The following is a 24328-nucleotide window of genomic DNA, read 5'->3' on the forward strand; positions in this document are numbered from 1 at the left end:
GATCAATTGGTGTACATGTCTGTAAACACCATTAAATTAGAATCCATCTGTGACATCATATTCGTAACGGATATCGGCTTTGACATTGCTCATAGTAGATCTCGCTGTAGCTTTTGCGTTGTACTTAAAGTTCCATTTTTGAGCGACTTTTAATTCATCTTCAAGAGAAATACGGTAAGAACCGCTTGTTGCAGAAGAAAAAAGTGATGTGTACCAAATATTACTTTCACTAGCCATCAGTTTGTGTGTGACATTCCCTTGGTTGGGTGTTTGGGTACTAGTTGTCGTAATCGATTTAACTACAGCACGTTTAGGAACTGTGGAATTATTAGTTAAATCCATTGTAATGACTGAAGAATCAACTCCTAAAAAATTTAAAGAAGAATTCCCCAAGTTGGTAGAAGTCCCCGTAAAATTGAATGTCCCATTCCCAGATTTAATACGATCTTGAATGGAAACAGTAAAGTACATATTCCCTGTATATGTACCACGGGTCACTTTCACAAAATAAGTCTCTGAAGTTGATGTAACTTCACCAGTATTAGCAAAAATAAAAGGCGTTACTGAATCAGGATTAATAACTTCGGACCCTGTCCTAGAATATTTAGAATTATACACCTCGATATTCATTCCTGTATATTGCTTATTATAAGAACTTCTGACATAAACTCTTTCACCTTTATTGATCGTAAACTGATAATACGCTTCATTTTCACCTTCAGGTAAGATTGTTGTATCTGGACGACTATTTTTCCAATATCCCATTGAACTTGCTGTGTTAGGACTGTTATTCCCTGTAATAGCTGCTTCCGCAGAATTAGGTGCAAAAAAACTAGTAACAAGCACTAATACCAATGCAGGTAATAAAAAACGTTTGAAGATAGTATTTGTCATATTTTAACCCTCCTTGTAATAATTACTATATCGGATCAAAACTAACAAATTTTAACTGAATTGCCGATATATTTAATAATCACTATTTTTTTAAAAAGGAGAATCAAAATGAATATTAATACGTCATACACGGCAGGTGCTTCAAACAATCAGAACCGAATCGACTATAAAGGTCAATCAGCTATTAAAAGTACAAATGAGGTGATGACCGAAGCTGATAGACGGATGAAAATACTAGATGAAGAATACGAAAAAATAAATGAACAAAATAAACGATTCAAAGATCCTCAAGACCATATATATAATAAGTATAGAAACCCTTATTCTTCTTATTTCAGAAGTGATCTAACAAAACCGGAAAGAGAAGCTGCTTACATTATGGAAATGAGTTGGGCAAGGAATAATAAAGGAGGTCAATATGACTTTAATGACGCCATCTTCCGTAATGAAAAACGGTACGATCCTACCCAAGAAAGCGTAGAGAAAAAAATATTCAATCGGCAAAAGGTCAACGAACAATTGCAAGATTTATTCTCTAAAAACGGTATAACCATTCCTAAAAACACAAATTTAACTTTTACCATTGACCCAAATCATTTCAAATTATTGGTGAGTGGTTCAACAGACGAATCGCTGACCAAACAAATAGAAGACCTATTAAATACAACCAACAATACAAGAGAATTATTTTTCCACATCATGAAAAGCAGATCTGACGATTCTACTCAATTCACGCCTGATTCTCTTGCCAAATTCCACCTTGTTAATCAAATCAAAACGGTCACAGGCTACAATTTAAAAGATTTAAGCATTGTAAACGGTCAATTTGTAACGGATAACGGGAAGAATATTTTTGATATATACAAAGAAGAACTCCTGAAAAATCCATACACAGCAGAAAATGCACGCATTGCCGCTTCACATTATGGTGCACAGCTATTTGATCTAGCCAAAAACGGGATTGATTCAATTCCCGATTTGGTGTTATCTATTGGTTATCAAAACGGGTCTTTACAAGACATTGGGCAAAAAGAAAATTATGGAGTTAAGAAAACGATAGATTAAAAAAACGCATTCGAACATGCCATGTTGGAGCGTCGATCACATGTGTGAACTACAACAGATAAAAATCCGATACAGAAGGACTCTATAACAATTTATGTTACAGAGTCTTTTCTATTGAAATGCGTTGGTTGGCTGTTCAACGAAACATCCTCATGGTAATTTTGACTATAGTCGATGTTTTTCACTTTTTTATTGATGAAAATGTTAAAATGATGAGTAGCGTATTTTTATATGAAAGGACGGTGCTTGGCATGACGGAACTTCTCGATGACCGGCTGCCGCCGCAAAATATAGAAGCCGAGCAGGCCGTATTAGGTGCTGTTTTTTTAGAACCATCTGCGCTCACGCTCGCTTCTGAGGTATTAATTCCAGAGGATTTCTATAGAATGTCGCATCAAAAGATTTACAATGCGATGCTTGTACTTGGTGATAGAGGGGAACCGGTCGATCTTGTCACGGTGACTTCTGAACTTGCCAATACAGATTTACTAGAAGAGGTAGGCGGGATTTCGTATTTAACCGATATTGCGAACTCTGTCCCAACTGCCGCAAACATTGAATACTATGCAAAAATTGTAGAAGAGAAATCAATTTTAAGACGTCTGATCCGTACGGCGACAACCATTGCACAGGATGGGTACACGCGTGAGGATGAAGTAGAGGATCTGTTGAGTGATGCTGAAAAGACCATTATGGAAGTGGCGCAGCGTAAAAACTCAGGAGCCTTCCAAAACATTAAGGACGTTCTTGTTCAGACATATGATAATATTGAACAGCTTCATAACCGAAAAGGCGATATCACAGGGATTCCAACGGGATTCTCTGAGCTTGACCGGATGACTGCTGGATTCCAGCGAAATGACTTGATTATTGTCGCGGCTCGTCCATCAGTAGGGAAAACGGCTTTCGCATTGAACATCGCACAGAATGTTGCGACCAAAACGGACGAAAGTGTCGCCATCTTTAGTTTAGAAATGGGAGCTGAGCAGCTAGTTATGCGTATGCTTTGTGCAGAAGGGAATATCAATGCACAGAACCTAAGAACCGGTAATCTGACAGAAGAGGACTGGGGCAAGCTGACAATGGCGATGGGCTCGCTATCAAATAGTGGGATTTTCATTGATGATACACCAGGAATCAGGGTAAGTGAAATTCGCTCGAAATGCCGCCGTTTGAAGCAAGAAAACGGTCTTGGCATGATCCTGATTGACTACTTACAGCTCATTCAAGGGAGCGGACGATCAAGCGATAACCGTCAGCAAGAGGTTTCTGAAATCTCTAGGGCGTTAAAATCGCTAGCAAGGGAACTTGAAGTTCCGGTTATTGCTTTGTCTCAGCTTTCACGCGGAGTAGAGCAGCGTCAGGACAAACGTCCAATGATGTCTGATATTCGTGAATCAGGAAGTATCGAGCAGGATGCCGATATCGTGGCATTCCTTTATCGTGATGATTACTATGACAAAGAATCAGAGAATAAGAACATTATTGAAATCATCATTGCCAAACAGCGTAACGGTCCAGTTGGTACAGTATCACTGGCGTTCGTCAAAGAATATAACAAATTCGTCAATCTGGAAAGAAGGTTTGACGATGCGGGTGTTCCGCCCGGTGCTTAAAGCCCAGCTCAAGAAGCTGGGCTTTTTTTTGATGGATCTACATCGAAAGAATGATTGAAAAACGGTCGAAATGAGGAGGAGAGGGAGAGAGAGAAATCGTATACTAAAAGGAGAAAAGGAGTGATGACTGATGAAATTTCAACAGTTCGAAGCCGCTCAATTACGCATCGCACGTCCAACCGTCAACATGGAAGAGGTTGTTTCTTTTTATGAAAAAGGCTTAGGGCTCAAACGAATAGGTTCATTTGATCAGCATGAAGGATACGATGGTGTGATGCTGGGGCTTCCTCAACAGCATGTTCATTTAGAAATCACCAAACATGAAGAAGAAGAGAGCCTGCCCGTTCCGCATCCAGAACAGCTGCTTGTTTTTTATATTCCTGATGAACAGGAGTTTCAGCAGATGAAAGAGAGACTGATCTCATTTGGCGGACGGCAAGTCACCTCTACAAATCCATATTGGGAACGGGGAGGAGCAACCATTGAAGATCCAGATGGATATCGAGTTGTGCTCATGAACACAGAAGGAATTACCCCCGTTTAAAAAAGACTCCCATGCTTGGTGGGAGTCTTTTCTGTTATGAACGAAGTGTGACGCGCAGCTTCAGCTCTTTCAGCCCATACATGCCGCTGTTTGTCATCGGCATATAGGAGAGGAGCTCTAGTGACTCATATCGGTCCAATAAGGCCTTGATGGCAGTACATGCTTCCAAGCGGGCAAGTGGTGCGCCAAGACAGAAATGGATGCCGTGCCCGAAACCAATATGAGGGTTAGGGTGACGGTGTATATCAAATTCATGTGCGTTTAAAAATTGACGCTCATCCCGGTTGGCAGAAGCAAGAAACACAATCACATTGTCTCCCTTTTTCAGCACTTTTCCCCCAAGCTCTGTGTCTTCTGTGACATAGCGGACGATCGTAGGAGCGGGTGCACGAAAACGGACGGCCTCCTCCACAGCACGCGGGATGAGCTCAGGTGATTGAACGAGCGCTTCATACGCACCCGGCTGTTCTAACAAGCTGAAGATCATATTGGAGATCAGGTTGGTGGTTGTTTCGTTGCCAGCTAAAAGAAGAAGATTACAGAATGGAATTAATTCATCCGCTGACAGTTTGTCTCCATTCTCCTCCGCTTGAATAATGAGAGAAATCAAATCTTCACCGAGGTTGTGACGTTTCCTTTCAATGATGTCTGCAAAAAACGCCATCATGTCAGCCTCTCCTTGGTCCCGAATTTTCTGCCATTCAGCGACATCCTCCTCATCTTCACTTTTAGGCATACTGACGAGAATATCAGACCATTCTTTAAAGGATTGTTTATGCTCTGACGGTACACCTAAAAGCTCTGCAATGACAATGACAGGAAGCGGATAAGAGATGGCTTGCACTAGGTCAATCTCGTTTTTCCCTTCTATTTGTGCCATGAGTTCCTCCATCAATTCTTGAATACGCGGCTCCCACAATTTCATGACTCGAGGTGTAAAGGCTTTGCTCACAATGGAGCGGATTCGAGTGTGTTTGGGAGGGTCCATCATCACCATTGTTTTCATCAGTGAATGCTTCCGCTGGTCTTTAGGAGGCTGACTAGAAAAGGTATTTTTATCGATTGTTACACGTTTTGCTTCCTCATAGGTGAATACACTCCATGTTCGGCTGGCTTCGTCAAAATGAACAGGTGATGTCTGACGCATGTTGGCATACCAATCAAATGGGTTATACGGATCTTGCTTGTTTTTCCCCCTTAATAACGCTTTTTGCACGGCAGTTGGTGTAGTTGTTTCCATGATCATCACTCCTTATAGGTTGTCAGATGCTTCCTTTTTTTCATTGTGTTAGATTAAAGTTAATTCATCAGCCTTGAGGATTCAACCAACAGAAAAGCGGAATCTGTTGAAGTTCATAGGAAGGGGAGAATGGCTTGTGGCGGACTGCTACAGAGGGGATAAGCGTGCAACGGAATCGAAGCAGCAATTAAGAAAAGCGTTATTTCAGTTATTAAGAGAAAAAGAGTGGGAGAAGATTTCTGTACAGGATTTGACGAAAGTGGCGGGCATCCACCGCACCACCTTTTATCAGCATTATGAGGATAAATTTGATCTTGCCCAGCAGGTGATGGATGAGATGTTTGATGTGATGAAATGTGCCATTTTTGCTCCTGTACAAGAAGATGATGTGAAAAAAGAGCATGCGGCTTATGTGTATATTTTTCGATTTTATCAGCATTTGCAGGAACATGAAGAGGAGTATCAAATTCTTTTGAAACGAGGACGAGAGCTCAATATTCATGAAACGGTTCGTGCTTTTTTTGAAGAAAGCTTTTCTATGGGGTTAGAGGAAATCGCAGGCTCAAAGCCTCATCCACATCTCGTTCCAATCGACATGCAGCAGCAATTCGTCATTTCTGCTTATGTTGGAACAGCAGAATGGTGGTTGAGGACAGGGAGACCGTACTCACCTGATTTTATGGCAAGCTCGATGATTCATTTAATTGAAAATCAATAGAAATTAGGAACCATCAAAATAGTTGTTTTTACTCAAAATCTCCCTTTTTAAGCGCTGAAGAAGTGATTAAAGCGCTTTTTCTCATAATTAAAACGAACAAAATTTGATTTCGAGATATTAATGTTCGGATTTCACGTTGACTTTTTCGTTTTGCATTGATAAAATAAATGTGTTTGAAAGAGATAACGTTTTGAAAGGTTAACGGAGGTGCACGATATGTCTTCAGTAGTCGTAGTAGGTACGCAGTGGGGTGACGAAGGGAAAGGGAAAATTACCGATTTCCTTTCAGAAAATGCAGAGGTGATTGCCCGTTATCAAGGGGGGAACAATGCAGGTCACACGATCAAATTTGATGGAGTGACTTACAAGCTACACCTCATTCCGTCCGGTATTTTTTATCAAGAGAAAACTTGTGTCATCGGTAATGGAATGGTGGTTGATCCTAAAGCGTTGGTCACTGAGCTTGCGTATCTTCACGAACGGAATGTGAGTACAGATAACCTCAGAATCAGCAATAGAGCCCATGTGATTCTGCCTTACCATTTAAAATTGGACGAGGTGGAAGAAGAGCGGAAAGGGGCTAACAAGATCGGTACGACGAAAAAAGGAATCGGACCAGCTTATATGGACAAAGCAGCTCGTATCGGTATCCGTGTCGCAGATCTATTAGATCGTGAAGTATTTGAAGAGAAGCTTGCACGTAATCTAGAAGAGAAAAATCGTCTTTTAGAGAAAATGTACGACACAGAAGGCTTCAAGATTGAAGATATTTTAGACGAGTATTATGAATATGGCCAGCAAGTGAAAAAATATGTCGTGGACACATCTGTTGTCTTGAATGACGCACTAGATGAAGGCCGCCGTGTGCTATTTGAAGGAGCACAAGGCGTTATGCTTGATATCGATCAAGGGACATATCCATTTGTCACGTCATCTAACCCAGTGGCTGGAGGAGTGACGATTGGTTCTGGTGTAGGACCAACGAAAATTCAACATGTGGTCGGCGTGTCAAAAGCGTACACAACACGTGTTGGAGATGGCCCATTCCCGACAGAACTCCATGATGAAATTGGCGATCAAATCCGTGAGGTTGGCCGTGAATACGGTACAACAACTGGACGTCCGCGCCGTGTTGGCTGGTTTGACAGTGTCGTTGTCCGTCATGCTCGCCGTGTGAGCGGGATTACAGATCTATCTCTTAACTCAATTGATGTACTGACAGGGATTGAAACATTGAAAATCTGTGTCGCTTATAAATTGAACGGAGAAATCACAGAAGAATTTCCAGCAAGTCTAAATGAACTAGCGAAATGTGAGCCTGTCTACGAGGAAATGCCAGGATGGACAGAGGATATTACAGGCGTGAAGAATTTAAGCGAACTGCCTGAAAATGCCCGTCATTATTTAGAGCGCATTTCACAATTAACAGGTATTCCACTTTCCATTTTCTCAGTCGGACCAGATCGTTCCCAAACGAACGTTGTCCGCAGCGTGTACCGTCCATAATAATAGACTGATCAGACACCAGTAAAATTGCACATTTTACTGGTGTCTTTTTGTTTAAATATTTCTTAATTTCAGTAGAACAGGCTTCCGATCATTACCAAAATATGATAACTGTATAGGGGGAAGGAGCGTTCTAGTGAAAGAAAGAATAAGATTATTAGATATTTTACGAGGTTTTGCCATATTAGGCACATTGGGAACGAACGTCTGGTTTTTTGCGTATGCAGGGGATACCTTTGCGACAGATCAGATTGCAGATGAATATGAACATGGCAGTTTTCTAGAAAGCCTTGTTTCCATGTTCGTCTATGGGAAAATGCTCTCACTGCTCACAATCATGTTCGGTGTAGGGCTAGAGCTGAAATATCAGCAGGCCAAAAGAAAAAACATGCCTTGGCCAGGTACATATTTATGGATTCTTTTATTTTTATTTATCGAAGGCTTTGTCCATTTTGCACTTGTGATGGAATATGATGTGCTCATGAGTTACGCTGTGACCGGTTTGCTTGTGGCATTTATTGTACGAGGAGGGAGCAAGCGCATCAAAAGAGGCATGATGTTCTCTGGAGTCATTCATTTACTTGTTCTGTCCTGTCTGATGGTGTTCTCCCTCTCTGAAATGGAGACAGAATCGTATGATCAAAGCAGTGAACCGGCGCTGGAAGAGCAGCTGCCAGAGACATGGATCTCGCAGGTTCAAGAACGATTACAACACTTTTTCATGTACCGTGAAGAAGCGATCTTTATCATTCCAATGAACACATTTCTGTTTTTATTAGGTGTGCGGATGATGAGAGCCGGTGTTTTTTATGCAAACGAACGCGGGCAATCTCTACGGAAAATATTATTTCGAGTCGGTCTGTGGGTGGGTCTGCCGCTGAATGCACTTGTCTTCGTTCCGAACGAACTAGTGGAATTCGTTGTGCGCTATGCGTTTTCGCCATTCCTTTCTCTTTTCTATATCGCTGTCATTGCGAAGCTCCTGGTTCACACGGAATCATGGTTCATGTGGAATTGGTTTGAATATGTAGGGAAAATGGCACTCAGCTGTTACATCCTGCAAAATATCATCTGCTCGGTTCTTTTTTATAGCTGGGGATTGGGTCTTGGCGGACAAATCAACGCCCCTCTTATCGTATTGGCATGGCTGCTCATTTCACTTCTGCAAATTGCCATATCAGCATGTTGTCTAAAGGTTTGGAGAATGGGTCCAATGGAATATATTCGTTCGCGGGCACTTCGCCGGGTGACGATGAAGAAGGCAGCATAAAGGGGAATAGCTACAATGTTTTTTAAAAAAATGACGAAAAGAGAACAAGCGAATTCACATAAAGCAGCTGTACCAGCGTTTGTCTTTTATCTTCTCGCATTAGGAGGACATGCGCTGTACTCGTATGTTGAAGGTGACAGACCACCCGTCACTTTTGTCATTCTCATGGCGGGTCTTCTTGTGTTTTTCGCCGCAGACTGGCTATTTAACAAAAGACAATCATAAAAAAAGAGCCCTCATTACGAGGGTTCTTTCTTATTTCACGCTTTTATATTGGCCTTTTAAGTTTTTGCGGATGTACTGAATGATTTTGCGCAGTTCGTTGGCATGCGGTCTGCCAAACGGACTTGTTTGTCTTTGCTGATAGAGGACTTGGCCCTTTTCATTTAATAAGAAATAGGCAGGTTCCCCGTGCACTCCGTGATCTTCATAAGGAGAATCTTCTCCGTGATAGTGGACTTCATATGCTTTTAATGAAGTAAGGTCCTGGTCAGACATGATCGGGAAAGATAGTCCTTCTTTATCCGCAAATTCCTTCAAGTCATCAGGATGATCCGTTGAAATCGCCATTAAGTGGATATCCTTGTCTTGAAAGTATGATTGCTGCTGTTCGAGCTCTTTTAATTCTTCTACACATACTGGGCACCATGAGCCTCTAAAGAAGACGATGAGGTGCCAGCTTTGATGCTCCTCTAAATGTTTGTGAAAATCAATATGTTCACCCTGTACTGTTGGAAGTGAAAAGTTGGGCATTTTATCTCCTAATTTAAATGAACTCATACTGCTTCCTCCTTTTTCAATCACAATGTCACTTGTTTCATGTATAACCATTTTTGAGCGGTCTAAAACGTTTCTATGTGTTTGAATAGGCAGTGGTCATGAAAAGGTGAATCAGAAATGAAGGCGGTTGCAAATAGAAGGGCTTTGGCAGGAGATTTCAAATCCGACACTTTTTTTAAAAAAAATGTCGAAAAACGTATTGCCATATGTAATTACTCTATGATATTATAAATCTCGTTGTTGCAAAGGTCTCTGAAACTTGTTAGGATGCGATGTTCCAGCTTTTTTAAAGCGATTGGTTTGACGCAATACGGCTTCTTCAGATTCACTTTTCACAAACCGAGAGCCATTAGCTCAGTTGGTAGAGCATCTGACTTTTAATCAGAGGGTCGAAGGTTCGAGTCCTTCATGGCTCACCATGTATTGGCCCGTTGGTCAAGCGGTTAAGACACCGCCCTTTCACGGCGGTAACACGGGTTCGAATCCCGTACGGGTCATTGATTTACTTTAGCGTTAAGCTAATTTTTCCTCACTTGCTTGAAGGAGCACCACGATTGCTTTTTCGGGCAAGTTACTGAGGTCCGGTAGTTCAGTTGGTTAGAATGCCTGCCTGTCACGCAGGAGGTCGCGGGTTCGAGTCCCGTCCGGACCGCCATTTATACATATTCATCTTTTGATGATGGCTCGGTAGCTCAGTTGGTAGAGCAACGGACTGAAAATCCGTGTGTCGGCGGTTCGATTCCGTCCCGAGCCACTTCCAAACGCATCTGCAATCGCAGGTGCGTTTTTCTTATGAAAAGAAGGCATAAAAAGGGAGAAGCCGGACCTAGGTAGGGCCCGGCTCCATAAGAAGAAGACGTTACATCTATATAGACGATTGGTGACTGGAAAAGTTTCAATAAAAAAGGAAAAAAGCCATCAATTTTTTTGAGAGGTGACTTCCTATTCAACGTTTACTAGAAAAGAAAGCCGTTATTATTTTTATCTTTGCCACGTAAAACGTTATAATAGACAGTGAGCCTTTTTTGCTCAAATGAAAAAGGTCTGATGAGAGATGCAAAATGGAATGACATAGATGCTAAAAATGCAGGAGGAAATCACAATGGAAAAAAAGATTCTTGTCGTAGATGATGAAAAACCGATTGCTGATATATTGGAGTTTAACTTAAGAAAAGAGGGCTATGAGGTTCATTGTGCATATGACGGAAATGAAGCCCTTGAAATGGTAGAAGAAATCAAACCGGACATCATTCTGCTCGACATTATGCTGCCGAACAAAGATGGCGTTGAGGTATGCCGTGAAGTGAGAAAGAAATATGACATGCCGATTATCATGCTGACAGCAAAAGACTCTGAAATTGATAAAGTCATCGGTCTTGAGCTTGGCGCAGATGATTACGTGACGAAGCCATTTAGCACGCGCGAGCTGCTTGCCCGTGTGAAAGCGAATTTGAGAAGACAAATTGCTGCGCCGCAGACAGAGGAAGAATCTGAATCAAATGATATTGAAATTGGATCACTTGTCATTTATCCAGATGCGTATGTGGTGTCTAAGCGTGAGGAAACAATTGAATTGACGCACCGTGAGTTCGAATTGCTTCATTACTTAGCGAAACATATCGGACAAGTTATGACACGTGAGCACTTGCTGCAAACCGTATGGGGCTACGATTATTTCGGGGATGTGCGTACAGTGGACGTCACAGTCCGCCGTCTTCGTGAGAAAATTGAAGACAATCCTAGCCACCCGAGCTGGATCGTGACACGACGAGGCGTTGGCTACTATTTAAGAAACCCAGAGCAGGACTAAGATTCTTATGAGTAAAGTAGGTTTTTTTCGCTCGATTCACTTCAAATTGACCTTAATTTACGTGCTGCTGATCATTGTCGCCATGCAGATCATTGGCGTGTACTTTGTGAAGCAGCTAGAGCAGTCCTTAATTAATTCCTATGATAATTCCTTGAATCAGCGAATCTACTCGTTATCGTATTACCTAGAACAAGATTCATCGAAAAGCAAGGCAGAATTAAAAGAGGATGCTCAAAAGATATTAAACGACTTTAACAACAAAGATGAGTCTAATGAAATTTCTGAAGTCAGCTATATTGACGAAAGCAGAGAGGTCATTGCCTCTGTGAATAATGGCAGTCAGGAGATTGCCGGGAAGAAAATCACTGATCAAATCATTAGCCGTATTTTTGCGGTCGGCAAAGACTATGAAAAGAAATTCTATGACCCAGAATCCAATAAACGGGTGCGTATTTCTGCGACAGCCGTGAAAAATGAAAACCAAGAAACCGTCGGTGTAATTTATGTTGTGTCTTCGATGGAGAGCGTGTTTAACCAAATGCGAACCATTAACACCATTTTGGCTACTGGCACACTGATCGCACTTGGGACGACCGCACTGCTTGGTATCTTCATCTTTAGAACAATCACTCATCCTATTTCGGATATGAGAAAGCAAGCGATCGAGCTTGCCAAAGGGAATTTTTCCAGGAAAGTCCGAAAATATGGACATGACGAGATCGGCCAGCTTGCGACAACCTTTAACCATCTGACGAGAGAACTGGAGGAAGCGCAGCTGATGACGGAGGGTGAGCGGAAAAAGCTTTCTTCTGTCATTGCCTATATGACGGATGGCGTCATCGCCACGAATCAAAACGGTGCGATTATTCTATTAAACAGCCCCGCATTAGAGCTGTTAAATGTTTCACGTGAAACAGCTCTAGAGATGCCGATTACGTCCTTACTGGGCCTCGAGGACACGCATACATTTGAAGATTTAGTCGAAAATCAAGATTCCATGCTGATAGAAATTGAACGCGAAGATCAGCTGTCTGTTTTGCGTGTGAATTTCTCAGTCATTCAGAAAGAGCATGGGAAGATTGATGGTTTAATTGCGGTCATTTATGACGTCACAGAGCAGGAGAAAATTGATGCAGAACGCCGTGAATTCGTCGCAAACGTATCACATGAGCTACGCACACCGCTGACGACGATGCGAAGCTATCTTGAGGCACTGGCTGAAGGGGCAATTGGTGATAAAGAGCTTGCGCCAAGGTTCCTCAGTGTCACGCAAAATGAAACAGAGCGCATGATCCGGCTTGTTAATGACCTGCTGCAGCTGTCTAAGTTCGACAGCAAGGATTATCAATTCAACCGTGAGTGGACGAATTTTATCAGGTTTATCTCATTGGTCATTGATCGTTTTGAAATGACGAAAGAGCAGCATGTCGAGTTTATCCGCAATCTGCCGCAGCGTGAAATATACGTGGAAATTGATCAAGATAAAATCACACAGGTGCTCGATAATATCATTTCAAATGCCATGAAATACTCCCCAGAGGGTGGACATATCACGTTTACCGTTGATCTGGATGAGGAGAATGGCCTTGTGTTATTCAGCGTCAAAGATGAAGGGATCGGTATTCCGAAGAAGGATATGGATAAAATCTTTGAACGTTTTTATCGAGTGGATAAGGCGAGAACAAGAAAGCTTGGCGGAACCGGCCTAGGACTTGCGATTGCAAAAGAAATGGTTCAGGCTCATGGCGGAGATATTTGGGCTGACAGCATTGAAGGAAAAGGAACAACGGTGACCTTTACCCTTCCGTACAATGAAGAACAAGAGGATGATTGGGATGAAGCGTGAGACCTTTAAAACCATAATATTGACAATCCTAATTGCGATCAGTCTTGTGTTTACGTGGAATATTTGGATGTTCCAGCCCGTCATGCAGGACCAGGCAGATGCCGGCACAAAGGTCGTGGAAACGAAGAAGATTTCAAGCGACGAGCCTAGAAGTCTCATTGATGTCGTGAAGCCGCGCGAGATGTTCATCCATTCAAATGGGGAGCATTTTAAAGTCGATCAAAAGGAACTCTTTCAAAACTTCTGGAATGATGTGAGCCTTTGGGATGTCAAAGAGATTTCGGATGTGTCGGATCAATATTCTGAGCAGAGATTTAAGAATTTCTTCTATGGAAGCGGAGGACAGGGGAAGACATTGGATCTTGTGTTCAATGACTCGATTCCGATTGATATTTTCCAAGCGCTGTTTAAATGGCCGAATAAGTCCATTGAATACAACTCGTTTGATCGGATGATTGTGCCGTTCTCCCAGCAGGACAAGGCCAATAAGAAAGTCTATTTGGTTTCATACAGCAAGGAAACGGTGCTTGAGCTGACAATAGAATCCGCTAACTATCGGAATCTAATGGACAGTATCTCAGCCGCTCAAAACGAGATGCCGCGCTACGATCTCTATACATTCTCAGCGAATTCTAAACGAGATTTCCTCCTTCCGAGAAAGCAAAAGCAGCTTGAAGCGAAAATGTTCTTTATCGAAACGATTAAGACAAGCAAATTCAAGGACGCTCTGTTTACGGACCCGAGTCTTGTGGGCGAGGAGTCTAATTTAAATCGGACAGTGTACACAGATGGCACAAGCCGTCTTGAAGCCAATCAAAAAGACCACCGCATCCAATATCAGCACCGCAATATCAATTCCAGCACCGTTTTCCAAACGGGGGATTTGATCAAGCGAAGTGTGAAGTATTTCAATGATACGGGGAGCTTTACCGATGACTATCAATACTTTGGCATCAACAGCAACCAGCAGCTTTCCTTTAATATGTTTATGGATGGTCTGCCGATCGTCAACAGTACAAAGCATCCATTTGGGATGACCTCTCTTGAAGTACAGTGGGCGAATGATGACATCTTGAATTACAAGCGTCCAAACTATATTCTAGGCAACAAAGCGAGTCAGAGTGAACAGGTCAAGCTGATGAACGGGACAGAGCTGAAGGACTTAATCGTCAAGCAGACGAAATATGATGACCTGGAGAAAATTGAACAAATTTTCCCGGCCTATCAAGCTGCTTCAACCCCATCAGATCAAGATCAAGCGATGTTTGTCTGGCTGGAGCCAGTATGGTGCATGAAATATAATGGCAAAACCGTGATACTATCGCATGATTTGTTGACAGAGGGGAGCGAGAATAATGGAGTGGAATAAGACCAAAACGATCTTTATCCTAGCCTTTCTCGTTCTCGATATCTTTCTAGGTTTTCAATACTTTGAAAAACGATCAACCGATCATTTTGCGATTATCGAAAAAACGGATACGCTGGAAGAAATGAAGGCAGATGGGATCAAATATGGCAATCTATCAGATGAAGCGAAGATTGGATACCGCATTACAGCTGAAAAGAAGCAATATACGAAAAAGGATGTCGACGGATTAGCTGATCAAAAGGCGAAAAGCACATTCCCGAAAACGGACAAAGATGATCCTGTCACACTGCTTGAGATGACCTTCAATAAACCCGTTGCATTGCCAAAAAAGGATATAAAAACAGCGGCGACAAACCTCGTAAACCAGCGTTTGCTGGATGGGAAGAATTATAAGCTGTGGAGTATTGATGAAGAGACAGGGAAGATCGTCTTTTTCCAAACGTATAAAGGGAAATACATCTTCCAAGAAGGCCTTGATGACACCGAAACCATCGGGAAAATCACCTTAGATGTAAACGATCAAAACGAGGTCGTGTCGTATCAGCAGTCGATGGTGACGTCGATTAATGAAGTGAGAAAAGAAACCCTTGTCCCAGCCCTTGAAACCGTGAAGGACTTATATACACAAAACATGCTGAGCCAAAACACGACCGTGAAAAAGGTAGAACTTGGCTACTATACGCAATACCCGGGTGCAAGCACGCAGGTCATGGTGCCTGTATGGCGAGTCGAGCTTGAAGGCGTATCAGTTAGTTCAAAGAAAAAGACAGAAGAAGAATATTTGATCAATGCCATTGATGGCTCAACACTTGATCATATAGAGAAAGATGACAAATCTTCAATGGAGTGAGAGAACATGAGCTTGCAGTTCAGTGTACTAGCGAGCGGAAGTACGGGGAACGCTTTTTATTTAGAAACAGACGAGCATGCCTTTTTAGTGGATGCTGGATTAAGCGGCAAACAGATGGTCGAGCTGCTTGGTCAAATCGACCGCAAGCCTGAAGACTTGGACGGCATTTTTGTGACACACGAGCACTCAGATCATATTAAAGGGCTCGGTGTCATGGCAAGAAAGTACAAGCTCCCTGTCTATGCAAATGCGAAAACATGGAAGGCGATGGAGTCTCATATCGGGAAGATTGACACAGAGCAAAAATTCCACTTTGATATGGAAACCGTCCAATCCTTTGGTGGTCTCGATGTTGAGTCCTTTGGCGTCTCACATGATGCGGCTGAGCCCATGTTTTACGTGTTCCATTATGGCGGGCGCAAACTTGCCCTGATGACGGATACAGGCTATGTGAGTGATCGTATGAAAGGCATCATTCAGTCAGCCAATACGTTTGTATTTGAGAGCAATCATGATGTCGGTATGCTGCAAATGGGCCGATACCCGTGGAGCATTAAGCGCAGAATTCTGAGCGATGTCGGACATGTATCAAATGAAGATGCCGCTCTTGCGATGACAGATGTGATTGGAGATGCGACCTCACGCATTTATTTGGCTCACTTGAGTCAAGACAACAACATGAAGGATTTAGCCCGTATGGCGGTCCAGCAGACGCTTGAGATGAAGGGCTTTGTTGTCGGGGATGGCTTTGATTTATATGATACGGACCCGAAAAAAGCAACCCCGCTTTGCGCCGTATGATTTTTACAATCGTATGATTAAGATAAGAGCTTCTTACCAACACTATATACATCATCTATTCACTGAAAGGAAGGAAACATAGTGGATTATCGCGATGTAGAGTGGAAGCCGAGACGAAGCAGAAAAGGATATTTCCTATCTGGTCTGATCGGTGTATTGGTAGGAGCTTTTTTAATGGGATTCTTTTTCCCCTATGTGTCAGGACAGAGCGGCAGTCCCTTTGGGTGGCAGCAGAACGGAGATGAGCAATCAGCACAGGGCCCTTTAAAGACCGTCAATGTGAACGTCAATGATGCGGTCACGAAAGTCGTATCTAATATGTCGGATACGGTTGTCGGCGTCATTAATATCCAAAAGTCGAGCTTTTGGGAAGAAGGCGGGGAGGCAGGCAGCGGGTCAGGTGTGATTTATAAGAAAAAGGGTGATACCTTTTATATCGTGACCAACCACCACGTCATCAAAGGCGCCAACCAGCTTGAAGTGAGCCTTCAGGATGGGACAAGAATTGGTGCCAATCTTGTTGGAAGCGATCAGCTGATGGATTTAGCGGTTCTCACCGTCAAAAGTGATAAGATCAAGAAGACCGCCGCCTTTGGCAATTCAGATCATGTGAAGCCAGGTGAGCCAGTCATCGCCATTGGAAATCCGTTAGGGCTTGAATTCGCGGGCTCTGTCACACAAGGTGTCATTTCGGGAACGGAACGTGCGATTCCTGTAGACTCGAATGGGGACGGACAGGCGGATTGGAATGCGGAGGTACTGCAAACAGATGCCGCCATCAATCCAGGCAACAGCGGTGGTGCCTTGATCAATATGGACGGAAAAGTGATCGGCATCAACTCAATGAAGATTGCTGAATCAGAGGTAGAAGGCATCGGGCTGTCTATCCCGGCGAATCTAGTCATCCCTGTCATAGAAGATTTAGAGCACTACGGAGAGGTGAAGCGTCCGTATCTAGGCGTTGGCATGAAATCATTAGCAGATATTGCGAGCTATCACTGGCAGGAAACGTTGAAGCTGCCATCTAAAGTCACATCAGGGGTTGTCGTGATGAGTGTCGAGTCTTTGTCTCCAGCGGGAAAAGCGGGACTAAAAGAGCTGGATGTCGTCACCTCCTTTGATGGCAAGAGTGTACAGAATATCGTAGATCTTCGTAAGTATTTATATCAAAAGAAAGTCGGCGACAAGGTAAAGATGGAGTTTTACCGAAGCGGAAAGAAAAAATCAGTAGAGGTCAAACTTTCTCAAACCGACCGATTCGGCGGATGACCAGTTCCTTGATGGGACTGGTTTTTTTCGCATGCTCATCATATGATTGAGGAAAGGGGGCGGTACGAATTGGTTACACTACAACCAATGTCACAAACGGATTACGATGTATTGATGGAGAAGGCCATTCAGCGGTACGCAGAAGAAAAGGTACTCGCAGGGACATGGGAAAAGGAAGAATCACTTGCAAACGCCGAAGAACAATTTGATCGGCTGCTTCCCGAAGGTCTGCAGACAGAGCATCATGAGCTATGGAATTTCTTGAACGGGGAAGAAGCGATTGGCTGGGTTTGGCTTTGTTATAACCCGAATCACCCTCAGCAGGAAGGATTCATTTATAACTTTATTTTATTCGAAGCTTATCGAGGTAAAGGCTTTGCAAAGCAGGCCATTGCTGCATTAGAGGAGCAGGCAAAGTCATTAGGAGTGCAAAAACTCTCGCTCCATGTCTTTGCTCACAATCAAATCGCCCGTTCACTGTACGAGAAGACCGGATTTGCAGAAACCGGAATCTATATGAGTAAACCTTTATAAAAAAGAAGAAGTACCGTGCGGATCGCGTACGGTACTTTTTTATGAAGTGCTCATGGCATCCTGAGCCGTGACTCTGTATAAATCGACTTTGCATTTCACGAAAGCGCGGATGATCGATGGGACTTGGGCTTCTGAACGAATCAACAATGAGGTCTCGTCATCACTGATCACAAGATCTGTTCCGACAGTTTGTAAGTACTGCGTGAGAACAGGTTTCACCTCATCATCAATCCACGCATGCTTGAAGGTTGCACGTATGTTTGAGGATGTGATGGTTTTTTCTTGAGGATGAGTATGGGGGGACACTAATTTTCCTTCAGAAATGAATGCCGTTTTGGTACAAATACTATTTGTGAACCTTGGGCGGTCAGCCGTTAAAAAGACGGTTTTCCCTTCATGTTTTAACGTTTCAATGACCTGCTGGATGTGCAAGATCGAATCAGCATCAATATCGGCAAAAGGCTCGTCTAGTAAAATAAATTCGGGCCGATGGGCGATGGCCTGCGCCATTCCGAGCCGCTTCTTCATACCAGGTGTGAAGGTACCGACCTTTTCCTGATGATAGTGATGTAAACCGACAAATTCGAGCAGTTCTTCATAATCACTCGTTTTCTGGCGTGTCCCGGTGATTTTGGATAAGTAGGCAATATGTTCAAGTGCCGTGAGCCCTTCATATAAATCCGTATATTCAGGCAGAACACCGATATGCTGCCTCACCTTTTTTAATGAAGGCATATCCATCATCGTAAACGTACCAGAGGTTGGCCGGGAAATTCCCGTAATGATATTGAAAAACGTCGTCTTACCAGAACCCTTAGGTCCAATGAGTCCGAAGATATCGCCTTGATTGACATCAAGGGTAATGTGATCTATCGCGACTTTTGTCCGATATTTTTTTGTGAGCTCTTTTGTATGCAGCATTTAGACATCCCTCCTTTGAAATAGGAGTGCTGTTCCAATGAGTAATACAACGGTTAATGCTGTATTCATGAGTACATAGGTCAGCGGTTCACTCAAGCGTGCATAATAATAAGGCGTCATATATTGGAACCAATGAATCAATCGTTCTGAAGAAAGAACAGATATCATACTGACGATCGGGAAAAGAAAGGAAAACAACATCCCAACAAACATTGATTTCTGCGGTGTTGGAAAGAGCATGGACAAAAATAAAGTACATGAGATACCGACACTGATAAAGGTTAAGATTTTTAACGCATCAGAGAACAGAAAACGATGTGAAATCACCATATTCAGTACGTAAGTCGTCATAATGCAGCTAAGCCAAAACAGCATCAGCCCAAGATATTTTCCGATAATAATGTTCAAACGGGTTGTTTTACTGACGAGAAAACGGATGGTTTTCAAATGAATTTCTCGGCTCAAAATATCGTGAGACAATAAAAAAATAAGGAAGAAACCAAATAACGACATCACCAGTTCATTCCCAATAGAATAAGGATCCTTTGCCTGCTCCCATTTGTCCTGATGAGCAGCAATAAACGGAAGAGTTGAAACAAAAGTAGATAAAATGAAAATAATAACAATTGTTAAAATGGATTTTGTGCTTTTGAAGAGCTGCTTAAACTCATTCATACAGATGGTCCACACACGCTGTACCTCCCTTCATCTTTATTATACCGCTAGAAAGAAAAGACACCATATCTCGCTCTTTAACATTTGTTTAAATTTTATAAAAAGAAGACTCTTCCAGCATCAGTTGACTCACTTTTGAAAATGTTCAGAAAAATATCTTGATTTATCAAAAAACATCATGTATGATAGCTTTAATTCAAGATAGTTAAACAGGCAATGACGAGAGAAAGTACAATCATCAATTTTTCCACAGAGAGCTTCGGCAGCTGAAAAGAAGCAAAAATAATGATTCGAAAAATGGTCTCTGAGCCTCGTGCTGAACATATCTATGATATTAGTAGGACACGACGAGAGTTGGTACTCGTTATCAAAACCACAGTATATGAGCCAGATTGGAGCTTTGTACTTGTAGAGGCTGTTTAGCGCGAGCAAACAGTAAATAAAGGTGGTACCACGAGACAAATACCTCGTCCTTATGATTCAAAGATAAGGATGGGGTATTTTTTATTGTCCACTTTTTTCATACAAATGTTCAAATGTTCCACGTGAAACACCACATCCATTTTTTCAAATGAAAGGGAGATTGACATGAGTGAACATGCATTGGTTTTACAATCAGATTTCGGCATTGATGATGGAGCAGTCAGCGCAATGTACGGAGTGGCAAATACGGTGAGCAGCAGGATCCGCCTTTTTGATTTAACACACAATATACCGCAGTATGACATTTGGGAGGCATCTTACCGCCTGCTCCAAACCGTCACATACTGGCCGGAAGAGACGGTATTCGTTTCCGTTGTTGACCCAGGCGTTGGGTCAGAAAGAAAGAGTCTTGTCGTCAAAACCACCAGCTCGCACTATATCATTACCCCAGATAACGGGACACTCACGCACGTCGCGCAGGATATTGGCATTGTGGAAGCCCGTTATTTAGATGAAACCATTAACCGGCTGCCGAAGTCGGGAAAATCACATACATTCCATGGGAGAGACATTTACGCGTATACAGGGGCGAGAATCGCTTCAGGTGTGATTTCTTTTGAAGAGGTTGGGCCAAAGGCGAATATTGATGATATTATTCACCTTCCAGTCGTACAGGCTTATGCGAAAGAAGAAGTCATCACAGGAACGATTGATATTTTAGATGTGAGGTTCGGAAACCTTTGGACAAACATTCATCACACGTTATTTGAACAGCTTTCAATTAATTACGGCGATGCAATAGAAGTTACCATTGCCAACGGGCCGAAAAATGTGTATAAAAATATCATGACCTATGGACGATCTTTTGCCGATTTAAAGGTAGGCGAACCACTCGTATATGTCAATTCACTCGATCATTTAGGCGTGGCGATCAATCAAGGGTCATTTGCAAAGGCTTATAACATCGGTACAGGCACAGGCTGGCGTCTTTCGATTCGCAAAGCTCCGCGCATTATATACGAATAAGAGGAGGAAACATCATGGCAGGTAAACAACTTTCAACGAAAACTGTCGTTGCCATCGGAATTGGCGCAGCCGTCTTTGTCATTTTAGGACGCTTCGTCTCCATTCCAACTGGGATTCCGAATACACAAATTGAGACATCGTACGCATTCCTTGCATTAATGGCTGTGCTTTTTGGTCCTGTTGCAGGCGCACTGATTGGGTTTATTGGTCATCTCATTAAAGATGCCACCACATTCGGCCCTTGGTGGAGCTGGATTATCGTTTCAGGTGTTGTTGGGTTATTGATTGGCTTCATTTCTAACCGTTTAAAAGTAGAAGAGGGCGACTTTGGCTGGAAGAAGATCACGCTTTTCAACGCCGTACAAGCAGGTGCGCAGGCATTAGGCTGGTTTGTCATTGCTCCTGTACTCGACATTGTGATCTATGCAGAACCTGCGAACAAAGTATTTGTTCAAGGCATCGTGGCAGGGATCTCGAACATCATCACAGTCGGTGTACTAGGAACCATCATCATTGCGGCTTATGCGAAAACGAGAAGCAAAAGCGGCAGTCTATCGAAAGAAACATCATGAAGCAAGGTGGAACACATAAATGAAGAAACCGATGATTCAATTCGAACATTTCGGATTCAAGTATCGCAGTCAGGCAGAACCGACATTGAAAGATATCAACCTGACCATCTATGAAGGGGAAAAAGTCCTCATCGCAGGCCCGTCTGGATCGGGAAAAAGCACGCTAGCCCATTGTATCAATGGGCTAGTTCCTGCGTCTTATAAAGGTTCTATGGAAGGAAGTCTTCACATCGGCGGGAAAAATGCAGAGAAAGAGAACATTTTCTCCCTTTCACAGCTCGTCGGAACGGTGCTGCAGGACCCTGATGGACAATTTATCGGGCTGACCGTTGGAGAAGACATCGCGTTTGCTCTTGAAAATGATCAAGTCACACGCGAAGAAATGAAAACACGTGTCGAAGAAGCGGCAAGATTAACAGAGGTAGACGGCAAGCTGGCATCGTCCGTGCATGAGCTGTCAGGCGGTCAAAAACAACGTGTCGCCATTGCGGGCGTACTTGTCAACGATGTCGACATTTTGCTGTTTGATGAACCACTTGCAAGCCTTGATCCGTCTACAGGCAAAGAAGTGATCGATCTTATTGATCGACTGCAAAAAGAAACGAAAAAAACGGTCGTGATGGTCGAGCACCGGTTAGAGGACGTCCTCTTCCGTCATGTCGACCGCATCATCGTCGTCAATGACGGCACGATTGCAGCGGATATGACACCAGATGAATTGCTCGCCTCAAATGTATTAGAAGCGGCATATTTGCGCGAGCCTTTATATGTAAAGGCCATGAAATATGCAGGCATTCCAGTTACACCGGGAGATCAGATAGCTAATTTACAGCATCTCACCTTAAATGACGAGGAAAAAGAGAAAATCGAGCAGTGGATGGAAGCGTCTGAGCCGTCAGTAGAGCAGATTACAGCGCAGGATTTACTAGAGGTGCGTGAGCTGAGCTTTGACTATCCGACAAGACCAAACACGCTGAGCAACATCTCCTTTACCGTCAAAAAAGGAGAAATGATCAGCATCGCAGGAGCCAATGGCGCAGGCAAGACGACACTATCCAAGGTGCTCTGCGCGTTTGAAAAGCCAACGAAAGGGACAATTCATCTGAATGGCGATGACATCACAGGAGACACAATCAAACAGCGTTCTGAACGAATCGGCGTTGTCATGCAAAACCCAAATCAAATGATTTCAAAACAAATGATCTTTGATGAAGTCGCACTCGGTCTCGTTTTAAGAGGCGTAAAGGAAGACGACATCAAAGAACGGGTGGAGCGGGTTCTAAAAGTATGCGGCTTATATCCATTTCGGAACTGGCCGATTTCAGCCCTCAGCTTCGGACAGAAAAAACGCGTCACCATCGCATCAATTCTTGTATTAGAGCCAGAAATCATCATTTTAGATGAGCCAACCGCCGGACAGGATTTTAGACATTACACAGAGATGATGACGTTTTTAGAGCAATTAAATCAGCAGGGTGTCACGATCTTCATGATCACCCATGATATGCATTTGATGCTCGAATACACGACAAGAACCATTGTCATTTCAGATGGAGAAAAAATCGCAGATGATACCCCAGCCAAAGTGCTGACAGATCAGCTGCTTGTCCAAAAGGCGAGCTTAAAGGAAACGTCGCTGTATGAACTGGCGCTGAAAGCAGACTGGCCGAATCCAAATGAACTCGTGGATCGCTTCATTGAGGTTGACAGAAAGGAACGAATGACATGGCTGTAGACATGCTGTCCTATATCGATCGCCCGTCGCCGATTCATCGGCTGACAGGGGCAACCAAACTCATTTGCTTTATCCTCTGGTCATCCGCAGCGATGCTCACGTATGATACAGGCATTTTAGTCTTTATGCTAGCCGCCAGTATCGTATTCTTTCAGCTATCGAACGTGCGATTTCGTGATATTTCCTTCGTGGTGATTGTCCTGGCGATTTTCCTAGTCATCAACAACATCGCCATTTACATTTTTGCGCCCCAGCAAGGAGTCGCCATCTACGGAGCAAAGCATGAGCTGTTTCATATTGCAGGCTGGTACAACGTCACACTGGAACAGCTTTTCTATCAATTGAATATTACGCTGAAATATGTGACCGTCATGCCAGCAGCGCTTTTGTTTATCGTCACAACGAATCCAAGTGAATTTGCCTCATCGCTCAGCCGAATCGGGGTCAGCTACCGGATTTCCTATGCTGTCGCGATTGCCTTACGCTATATTCCAGATATTCAGCGGGATTTTCGAACGATAGCGATTTCTCAGCAAGCAAGAGGAATTGATTTATCGAAGAATGAAAAACTGGGGAAACGGATTAAAAATGCGCTGTCGATTGTGATGCCGCTCATTTTCTCCAGCTTGGAGCGGATTGAAACGATCAGCAATGCGATGGAGCTGCGCGGATTTGGAAAGCATAAAAAGCGCACATGGTTCACGGCGAAAGACTTTCAAAAAGCAGATTATGCTGCGTTATTGTTTGTTGGTGTGGTACTCATCGTGTCGCTAGTGATTACATTTGTTAGAGGAACAAGATTTTATAATCCATTTTTATAGAAAGAAGCCTTCACAGAAGTGGAGGCTTCTTTGTTTGGTTTGT

Annotated in this window: 23 protein-coding genes, 4 tRNA genes and 1 other annotated feature; of the genes, 22 read left to right on the plus strand and 5 right to left on the minus strand. The window is 43.1% G+C overall.

What is annotated here, in order from left to right:
* Positions 1 to 36: 36 nt before the first annotated feature.
* Positions 37 to 894, minus strand: a complete 858-nt coding sequence (locus tag C6Y02_RS16545) for a hypothetical protein (protein WP_106031728.1) — start codon at positions 892 to 894, stop codon at positions 37 to 39.
* Positions 895 to 1002: 108 nt separating this feature from the next.
* Between C6Y02_RS16545 and C6Y02_RS16550 the strand changes: the two genes are divergently transcribed.
* From C6Y02_RS16550 to C6Y02_RS16560, 3 genes are all read left to right on the plus strand, one after another.
* Positions 1003 to 1959: a DUF4885 family protein gene (locus C6Y02_RS16550; RefSeq protein WP_106031729.1), complete on the plus strand. Its 957-nt coding sequence runs from the start codon at positions 1003 to 1005 to the stop codon at positions 1957 to 1959.
* 251 nt (positions 1960 to 2210) lie between these two features.
* Positions 2211 to 3575 carry a replicative DNA helicase gene (gene dnaB / locus C6Y02_RS16555; RefSeq protein WP_003214779.1) on the plus strand — a complete coding sequence of 455 codons (1365 nt, stop codon included), beginning with the start codon at positions 2211 to 2213 and terminating at the stop codon, positions 3573 to 3575.
* Between the two features lie 130 nt (positions 3576 to 3705).
* Entirely contained in the window at positions 3706 to 4119 is a 414-nt protein-coding gene (locus C6Y02_RS16560) for a VOC family protein (protein WP_106031730.1), read from the plus strand.
* 34 nt (positions 4120 to 4153) lie between these two features.
* Here C6Y02_RS16560 and C6Y02_RS16565 read toward each other — a convergent pair whose 3' ends face one another.
* Positions 4154 to 5359 carry a cytochrome P450 gene (locus C6Y02_RS16565; RefSeq protein ID WP_106031731.1) on the minus strand — a complete coding sequence of 402 codons (1206 nt, stop codon included), beginning with the start codon at positions 5357 to 5359 and terminating at the stop codon, positions 4154 to 4156.
* 136 nt (positions 5360 to 5495) lie between these two features.
* Between C6Y02_RS16565 and C6Y02_RS16570 the strand changes: the two genes are divergently transcribed.
* The 4 genes from C6Y02_RS16570 to C6Y02_RS16585 all read left to right on the plus strand — a co-directional run bounded on the left by C6Y02_RS16570 (position 5496) and on the right by C6Y02_RS16585 (position 9078).
* Complete coding sequence (locus tag C6Y02_RS16570) at positions 5496 to 6077, plus strand: TetR/AcrR family transcriptional regulator (RefSeq protein WP_034660619.1); 582 nt, start codon at positions 5496 to 5498, stop codon at positions 6075 to 6077.
* Between the two features lie 216 nt (positions 6078 to 6293).
* On the plus strand, positions 6294 to 7583 hold the full coding sequence (locus tag C6Y02_RS16575) for an adenylosuccinate synthase (protein WP_034660617.1): 1290 nt from the start codon (positions 6294 to 6296) through the stop codon (positions 7581 to 7583).
* 136 nt (positions 7584 to 7719) lie between these two features.
* Positions 7720 to 8853 (plus strand): DUF418 domain-containing protein, encoded by a 1134-nt coding sequence (locus C6Y02_RS16580; protein ID WP_106031732.1) that lies wholly within the window; start codon positions 7720 to 7722, stop codon positions 8851 to 8853.
* A 15-nt stretch (positions 8854 to 8868) separates the two neighbouring features.
* Positions 8869 to 9078 carry a hypothetical protein gene (locus tag C6Y02_RS16585; RefSeq protein WP_034660614.1) on the plus strand — a complete coding sequence of 70 codons (210 nt, stop codon included), beginning with the start codon at positions 8869 to 8871 and terminating at the stop codon, positions 9076 to 9078.
* A gap of 30 nt (positions 9079 to 9108) precedes the next feature.
* Here C6Y02_RS16585 and C6Y02_RS16590 read toward each other — a convergent pair whose 3' ends face one another.
* The gene (locus C6Y02_RS16590) at positions 9109 to 9633 is read right to left on the minus strand and encodes a peroxiredoxin family protein (protein WP_106031733.1); all 525 of its coding nucleotides are present in this window, start codon (positions 9631 to 9633) and stop codon (positions 9109 to 9111) included.
* A 343-nt stretch (positions 9634 to 9976) separates the two neighbouring features.
* On the opposite strand from C6Y02_RS16590, the gene C6Y02_RS16595 reads away from it, so the two are divergent.
* From C6Y02_RS16595 to C6Y02_RS16645, 11 genes are all read left to right on the plus strand, one after another.
* Positions 9977 to 10052: transfer RNA gene (locus tag C6Y02_RS16595), tRNA-Lys, on the plus strand.
* A 6-nt stretch (positions 10053 to 10058) separates the two neighbouring features.
* Positions 10059 to 10130, plus strand: a tRNA-Glu gene (locus C6Y02_RS16600).
* Positions 10131 to 10211: 81 nt separating this feature from the next.
* A tRNA-Asp gene (locus C6Y02_RS16605) sits at positions 10212 to 10288 on the plus strand.
* 26 nt (positions 10289 to 10314) lie between these two features.
* A tRNA-Phe gene (locus C6Y02_RS16610) sits at positions 10315 to 10387 on the plus strand.
* A gap of 348 nt (positions 10388 to 10735) precedes the next feature.
* Positions 10736 to 11443, plus strand: coding sequence for a response regulator YycF (gene yycF / locus C6Y02_RS16615; RefSeq protein ID WP_034660610.1), 708 nt, complete (start codon positions 10736 to 10738; stop codon positions 11441 to 11443).
* A 7-nt stretch (positions 11444 to 11450) separates the two neighbouring features.
* A complete protein-coding gene (walK, locus tag C6Y02_RS16620) occupies positions 11451 to 13289 on the plus strand; it encodes a cell wall metabolism sensor histidine kinase WalK (protein ID WP_034660608.1) in 1839 nt (612 codons plus the stop codon).
* The gene (yycH, locus tag C6Y02_RS16625; RefSeq protein ID WP_106031734.1) at positions 13279 to 14658 is read left to right on the plus strand and encodes a two-component system activity regulator YycH; all 1380 of its coding nucleotides are present in this window, start codon (positions 13279 to 13281) and stop codon (positions 14656 to 14658) included. Before walK ends, yycH begins: the two co-directional genes overlap by 11 nt.
* Complete coding sequence (locus C6Y02_RS16630; RefSeq protein WP_060597679.1) at positions 14645 to 15508, plus strand: two-component system regulatory protein YycI; 864 nt, start codon at positions 14645 to 14647, stop codon at positions 15506 to 15508. Before yycH ends, C6Y02_RS16630 begins: the two co-directional genes overlap by 14 nt.
* Positions 15509 to 15514: 6 nt before the next feature.
* A complete protein-coding gene (locus C6Y02_RS16635) occupies positions 15515 to 16309 on the plus strand; it encodes an MBL fold metallo-hydrolase (RefSeq protein WP_034660602.1) in 795 nt (264 codons plus the stop codon).
* 78 nt (positions 16310 to 16387) lie between these two features.
* Complete coding sequence (locus tag C6Y02_RS16640) at positions 16388 to 17578, plus strand: S1C family serine protease (protein WP_375567742.1); 1191 nt, start codon at positions 16388 to 16390, stop codon at positions 17576 to 17578.
* Positions 17579 to 17647: 69 nt separating this feature from the next.
* The gene (locus C6Y02_RS16645) at positions 17648 to 18112 is read left to right on the plus strand and encodes a GNAT family N-acetyltransferase (protein ID WP_081311462.1); all 465 of its coding nucleotides are present in this window, start codon (positions 17648 to 17650) and stop codon (positions 18110 to 18112) included.
* Between the two features lie 39 nt (positions 18113 to 18151).
* Here the strand turns inward: C6Y02_RS16645 and C6Y02_RS16650 are convergent, their stop codons facing one another.
* Together C6Y02_RS16650 and C6Y02_RS16655 are read right to left on the minus strand one after the other, a co-directional pair.
* The gene (locus tag C6Y02_RS16650) at positions 18152 to 19033 is read right to left on the minus strand and encodes an ABC transporter ATP-binding protein (RefSeq protein WP_066031483.1); all 882 of its coding nucleotides are present in this window, start codon (positions 19031 to 19033) and stop codon (positions 18152 to 18154) included.
* Positions 19034 to 19723 (minus strand): ABC transporter permease subunit, encoded by a 690-nt coding sequence (locus tag C6Y02_RS16655; protein ID WP_060597675.1) that lies wholly within the window; start codon positions 19721 to 19723, stop codon positions 19034 to 19036.
* A 192-nt stretch (positions 19724 to 19915) separates the two neighbouring features.
* Positions 19916 to 20186 (plus strand) — a binding site (T-box leader).
* 110 nt (positions 20187 to 20296) lie between these two features.
* Here C6Y02_RS16655 and C6Y02_RS16660 point away from each other — a divergent pair.
* The 4 genes from C6Y02_RS16660 to C6Y02_RS16675 are packed head-to-tail and all read left to right on the plus strand — an operon-like array spanning position 20297 to position 24285.
* Positions 20297 to 21157: an SAM hydrolase/SAM-dependent halogenase family protein gene (locus C6Y02_RS16660; protein ID WP_034660590.1), complete on the plus strand. Its 861-nt coding sequence runs from the start codon at positions 20297 to 20299 to the stop codon at positions 21155 to 21157.
* Between the two features lie 14 nt (positions 21158 to 21171).
* On the plus strand, positions 21172 to 21729 hold the full coding sequence (locus C6Y02_RS16665; RefSeq protein WP_012011871.1) for an ECF-type riboflavin transporter substrate-binding protein: 558 nt from the start codon (positions 21172 to 21174) through the stop codon (positions 21727 to 21729).
* 19 nt (positions 21730 to 21748) lie between these two features.
* Entirely contained in the window at positions 21749 to 23464 is a 1716-nt protein-coding gene (locus tag C6Y02_RS16670) for an ABC transporter ATP-binding protein (protein WP_106031735.1), read from the plus strand.
* Positions 23455 to 24285 carry an energy-coupling factor transporter transmembrane component T family protein gene (locus C6Y02_RS16675; protein ID WP_034660585.1) on the plus strand — a complete coding sequence of 277 codons (831 nt, stop codon included), beginning with the start codon at positions 23455 to 23457 and terminating at the stop codon, positions 24283 to 24285. Before C6Y02_RS16670 ends, C6Y02_RS16675 begins: the two co-directional genes overlap by 10 nt.
* Positions 24286 to 24328: the final 43 nt, after the last annotated feature.

The sequence above is a fragment of the Bacillus sp. NMCC4 genome, from assembly GCF_002998555.1.
Lineage (GTDB): Bacteria > Bacillota > Bacilli > Bacillales > Bacillaceae > Bacillus.

Bases quoted from the DNA above. Each gene is read 5' to 3' on its own strand.
- C6Y02_RS16545 (WP_106031728.1), bottom strand. From the start codon at position 894: ATGACAAATACTATCTTCAAACGTTTTTTATTACCTGCATTGGTATTA.
- C6Y02_RS16550 (WP_106031729.1), top strand. From the start codon at position 1,003: ATGAATATTAATACGTCATACACGGCAGGTGCTTCAAACAATCAGAAC.
- dnaB (WP_003214779.1), top strand. From the start codon at position 2,211: ATGACGGAACTTCTCGATGACCGGCTGCCGCCGCAAAATATAGAAGCC.
- C6Y02_RS16560 (WP_106031730.1), top strand. From the start codon at position 3,706: ATGAAATTTCAACAGTTCGAAGCCGCTCAATTACGCATCGCACGTCCA.
- C6Y02_RS16565 (WP_106031731.1), bottom strand. From the start codon at position 5,359: ATGGAAACAACTACACCAACTGCCGTGCAAAAAGCGTTATTAAGGGGG.
- C6Y02_RS16575 (WP_034660617.1), top strand. From the start codon at position 6,294: ATGTCTTCAGTAGTCGTAGTAGGTACGCAGTGGGGTGACGAAGGGAAA.
- C6Y02_RS16585 (WP_034660614.1), top strand. From the start codon at position 8,869: ATGTTTTTTAAAAAAATGACGAAAAGAGAACAAGCGAATTCACATAAA.
- C6Y02_RS16590 (WP_106031733.1), bottom strand. From the start codon at position 9,633: ATGAGTTCATTTAAATTAGGAGATAAAATGCCCAACTTTTCACTTCCA.
- yycF (WP_034660610.1), top strand. From the start codon at position 10,736: ATGGAAAAAAAGATTCTTGTCGTAGATGATGAAAAACCGATTGCTGAT.
- walK (WP_034660608.1), top strand. From the start codon at position 11,451: ATGAGTAAAGTAGGTTTTTTTCGCTCGATTCACTTCAAATTGACCTTA.
- yycH (WP_106031734.1), top strand. From the start codon at position 13,279: ATGAAGCGTGAGACCTTTAAAACCATAATATTGACAATCCTAATTGCG.
- C6Y02_RS16630 (WP_060597679.1), top strand. From the start codon at position 14,645: ATGGAGTGGAATAAGACCAAAACGATCTTTATCCTAGCCTTTCTCGTT.
- C6Y02_RS16635 (WP_034660602.1), top strand. From the start codon at position 15,515: ATGAGCTTGCAGTTCAGTGTACTAGCGAGCGGAAGTACGGGGAACGCT.
- C6Y02_RS16650 (WP_066031483.1), bottom strand. From the start codon at position 19,033: ATGCTGCATACAAAAGAGCTCACAAAAAAATATCGGACAAAAGTCGCG.
- C6Y02_RS16660 (WP_034660590.1), top strand. From the start codon at position 20,297: ATGAGTGAACATGCATTGGTTTTACAATCAGATTTCGGCATTGATGAT.
- C6Y02_RS16665 (WP_012011871.1), top strand. From the start codon at position 21,172: ATGGCAGGTAAACAACTTTCAACGAAAACTGTCGTTGCCATCGGAATT.
- C6Y02_RS16670 (WP_106031735.1), top strand. From the start codon at position 21,749: ATGAAGAAACCGATGATTCAATTCGAACATTTCGGATTCAAGTATCGC.
- C6Y02_RS16675 (WP_034660585.1), top strand. From the start codon at position 23,455: ATGGCTGTAGACATGCTGTCCTATATCGATCGCCCGTCGCCGATTCAT.